A 4,387-nucleotide genomic window follows, 5' to 3' on the forward strand; every position below is an offset into this window, starting at 1 on the left:
GCGTCCCACCTCGACATCCCTCCTGGCTCTCCTAGAACCATTGTCCGGGGTGTCCACTCAAAGGGTGCAGCCTCAGTGGTGGCATCAACCCCCTCGGTGCGCTCCCAGCTGCCGTCGTCTCGTTGGTGGTCGACGATGGACCAGATTTCAACCGTGGCTTCATGCTCACCGCGGGTGATGAGCCGAAGAGCCGGGACGAATCCGGGGCAGAGGTTGCTGAGGGCGATGTATGTGCGGTCCTCGTCAATGGCGAGGTCAAGGTCGTTGTGATCGTTCGCGTCGTGGGCGGCCGCAATGAACGCCGCGTGGAAGTCCTCGGGGATTTCTATGAGGGCCATCGGGTCTGGTCTCCTTCAAAAGGGTCGCGATCTGGAGTGCACAGCAATGCCTCACACGGTCGCCGGCGTCAACAGGTATCAGCGAACTGGCACAAGGCCTGCCTGGTCGACCGGGTCGGGGTGCCGATGCCTGTTCGGCGAGGCGATGCCATCGTTGACGCGAAGAGGGCCACCCCGACGACAGCCGCCATCGCTCATCTGAGTCAGGCCAATTCTGCTCGGCACCTACGGCTCTCGTTGAACCCAACCGGCAGGCCGGCCGCCATAGCTTCGAGCGCCGGGCTATCGGCCAGCTCCCTGGCACCCCACCTTCCGGCGCTGAACGAGCACAGTCGATCGTTGCATCGTGGAACTGTGCGCTTGCCGTGAAGGCGCCGGTCCAGCGGCGCCTGATCGCACTCACTCGGTTGGAGGAAGCCCGCGCCGGCGCGTTCACCCTGGAGCCGGCGGGCGACTGTGACTCGGCGGCATCCGACGTAGCTGCTGCTTCTCGCGGAGAGTCAAAATCGGTTGCGTGATCGGCCGTGGCAGCGACTGCGGCAGTCTCGCCCTTTCCACGCTCCCCCGTAGGCGCGTCGGTCGTGGTCGGCGTCTCCGCCGTGGAGGGATCATCGGAACCGGAGACATCCGTCTGGATGAGAGCTCGGCGGTACCGGCTCAGCTCCGTCACGGCCGAGTCGTACTTGATGGCGAGCTTGTCCGCGAGGAGGCTCGGTGACCAGCACTGCTCGTAGGCCATCCGAATGATTTCTCGTCGTTCGCAGTTGCGCATGGGGACTTGTTCGCCGCTCAGGCGACGAACGATGACGACCTCGTCGACCGCGACCGCTCCCGTGGCCCGCTCGCGCTCGTGACTACGCGCCTTCGGATTGTCGATCTCGTCGTCGTCCCATCCGAGAGGCGGCACCAGTCCTTCTGCGCGTGCTTGTTCACGGAGGTCGGCGTCAGGTCCGGGGCGCATGGAAAGCTCGTCGTAGATCTCGTCGACCGCTTCCCACAGCTCGCTCGGGATGAGACCTTTTTCCGGCATCGAAGTGACGACGTCGACCTCGACGTTCAACCGGTGAGCGAGGCTCGAATCGCCGTAGCCCATGGCGTTGAGTGCGCGCAGTCGGCGGCGAGCCCCCACTGCTGGGGTCAGATCACGCCCACGGCTCGGGCGAAAAGTGATCGAGAGGATCGCGTCCGCGATGACGGAGGTGGTCGTGCGAGTCGAAGTGCTCCTCAGCGACCGGATTGTCGCGACCGGCACAGAGGCCAGGTCAGCGATCAGAGCGGTCGTCATGCCGGCGCACATCAGGGCGTTGATGTGGTAGCGCACATCAACCGTGTCGACAGATGTATCGACGCGACGGGCAGGTGTCCAAGCCTGCCCGTCACGTCCCCCTAAACCCGACTGTCGCGATGTCTGGAACCACCCGTCGTCGCGACTGGGCAAAGCAGACCGGGCGGGGAATCCGGCTGCATTCAGTCTAGCTAGCTGAGCGGCGCATACGGACGAGCGTGCGTCGCGTCGATGCGCAGAAGTCTGGGACAAGGGTGGGGCAGCTGAAACGGTAGTCGTCATCGGATGCTCTTTTCCGTTTAGCGGCTGGTCAGGCCGCATGTACGTGGGAACTGTTCGTACTCGAGCGCACCGGGTTCGAGTTCAGCGAGTGATCGTCAGCGCTGCACCGCATCGCATTTACCACTGGAATTTAAACCCGGCATGCAACGATGGTATCTACATCTTCAATAGGATGTCCAGCGATGAACGGAAAATCGCAGTGAGAGCGCCCCTGAACGGCTTCAAGCCTCAGGCCCTCGAAGACGCGCGCACTACTGCCGGAATCACGCGCGGCGACCTGTCCCGCGCAATAGGCGTCGACCCGACCACCATCCACAACTGGGAAACCTCGCGAACGCACCCTCAGCCCGACCACCTCGCCCGGGCCGCCGAAAAGCTGGGAATACCCCTCGACCGCCTCGTCGTCGTCCCGGAAGACAGTCGGACCATCGCCGACCTGCGGAATCTTGCGGGATTGACGCAGAAACACGTCGCAGACCGAACCGGACTCAGCACCACCACCATCGGCCGAATCGAGCGGGGCGAAGGAAGCCTGTCCGATCGACATACCACAGCACTCGCTGAGGCTCTGCGCCTGGAAGAACGGACAATCCGTGACGCATTCATCCGCGCACGGAATCGACCGCTTCCTTCTCGATAGCTCGGCAACAATCACCCCTGTGCTCATGCACTGTCCCCGCGGCGCAACCGCTGCTGTCGGCGACGATCGATGGAGCGCCGCACTCCGCTGAGAGCCAGAGTCGCAGCGAGCACAAGAACTGCCACGACGATGATCAACCGGCGGAGGTCGAGGCCGGCACCTTCCGTGCCAGGGATAGTCACCAACGGTGACGCCGAAGCCCCAACGATGAGATCGTGAGCGAGCAGCCACGCAGTCGCCTTGGTCGACATCGCCGGAAGAGCCGCGACAAGGAGGCCCAGAATCAATGGGGCCGCCATCAACAGAGACAGTTGGTCCTCGTCGGACAGGCCTGCTGCATTCCGTGCTGGCTTGATGGGCTGCTGAGGTTGACTGGGGTGCATGGGATCTCCTCCTGAAGTGGGCTTCTATCTGGAGGAAGATCCGTTCGAAGAGGCTTGTGTGACAGACTGCGGCGTTCTTTTTGAACAAGTCCCGTGCCACGCATCCGAGACGGCGCCGGACGCTGCTCCCCGTACTCTCTCGGGCGAGAACACCGGGCAGATATCTGCTGTCCAGTGGTTCTTTCGGGGTGATTCCTCGTCAGTGGATGGCCGGTGCATCGGCAGTGCCGTACGACTGCCGCGCCACCACCTGCCAACCGGCGGCGAAGCCGGTCGAGTCGACGGTAGTGTGTCGTGTCGCGAGTTCGCATGAAGCCGAGGTACTGGCGTTCTAGAGTTCACCCTGTCTCAGATCCGCCCCGAAGCATCCGGTCCGACAAGTATGATCCCGACATGGATCGTGAGGTGTGGCAGATCCGCGAGATGCAGGAGATCTACAAAGACAGCGTCAACGGACTCTCCAAGGAGCTCCGCTCTCGCTTCCACGCGTCCCGTGCGAAACTCCGTCTAGGCCTTGGCATGGCAATCGCAACATTGGTCATTGACCTGACGATCATCGCGCTGAAGTGGACCACGCTCCAACAGTCGCCACTTAGCCTTTCGACTATGGCGCTTACTCTTATAGGAGCTATAGCCCTAGTTATCTATGTCGTATATCAATTCCCACGCGTGCGTTATCGATACGAGGACGCAGTCAAGCAACTTTCGCGCGAAGCTGCGCTTACGTTTGACCAGCTTGACTCACCCGCTCCTCGCAATAGGCCGAGTAGTTGACAACATCGGATGCCGAAATCCAGGCGGCTATCGGACGGTTTTTTCTGAACAACACCCCACCCAACATCGTCTTACACCAACAACCAGCACCCCCTCAACCGAACCCCGCCCTAACGTCTTCCATTGACCGACCTGGGTCAATCGCCGTAATAACTGGCGCGTTCCTGTTCGCATCAGCAATTGTTGCGGGGATTTTCACTTTGGTGGGCGAATCTCCTCCTCCTACTCCAGCCGTAACGAATTGCGCACAGCAGCAGATCGATGTGCTGAAAAACCAAAGGGAAAACCCGAACTTTCCTTTCCGCTACAGCGGCCCCAGTGAAGAGCAATGCCATCTCAACGAGATCGTGGATCGGGCGAGGGAACCCGAGAGTGGGGCATCAGGCTCCAACTAACGTGGAGGTCAATTATCTATTGGCCGTTATTCATCCCGGAATGGAGAGGAAAGCTTCTTCAGTCCAGGGATTCAGGGGGCGCGTACGCCGAGATGTAGAGAAGTGAAGGGGTATCAGAACAACCGGTACCCCCTTCAATGCGCCGTCGAAGCATCCCGTCCTTGACCGCTGCCACTTGCCTGCGTGGGATCTTCACCGACCGTCCGGTCGTACCTGAGGCTGCACCCTTTGAGTGGACACCCCGGACAATGGTTCTAGGAGAGCCAGGAGGGATGTCGAGGTGGGACGCC

At 61.4% G+C, this 4,387-nt stretch carries 2 protein-coding genes; one reads left to right on the forward strand and one right to left on the reverse strand.

Annotated elements, in window-relative coordinates:
- Nucleotides 1-338: hypothetical protein (locus MLGJGCBP_RS16545; RefSeq protein WP_236581142.1), on the reverse strand; the 338-nt coding region annotated here is incomplete at its 3' end.
- A 1,739-nt stretch (nt 339-2,077) separates the two neighbouring features.
- Here MLGJGCBP_RS16545 and MLGJGCBP_RS16550 point away from each other — a divergent pair.
- On the forward strand, nt 2,078-2,545 hold the full coding sequence (locus MLGJGCBP_RS16550) for a helix-turn-helix domain-containing protein (protein ID WP_050785259.1): 468 nt from the start codon (nt 2,078-2,080) through the stop codon (nt 2,543-2,545).
- Nucleotides 2,546-4,387: the final 1,842 nt, after the last annotated feature.

This window comes from Rhodococcus sp. T7 (assembly GCF_009872365.1).
GTDB lineage: Bacteria > Actinomycetota > Actinomycetes > Mycobacteriales > Mycobacteriaceae > Rhodococcus_F.

Excerpts from the sequence above, each read along its gene's own strand:
- MLGJGCBP_RS16550 (WP_050785259.1), top strand. The coding sequence starts at position 2,078 with ATGTCCAGCGATGAACGGAAAATCGCAGTGAGAGCGCCCCTGAACGGC.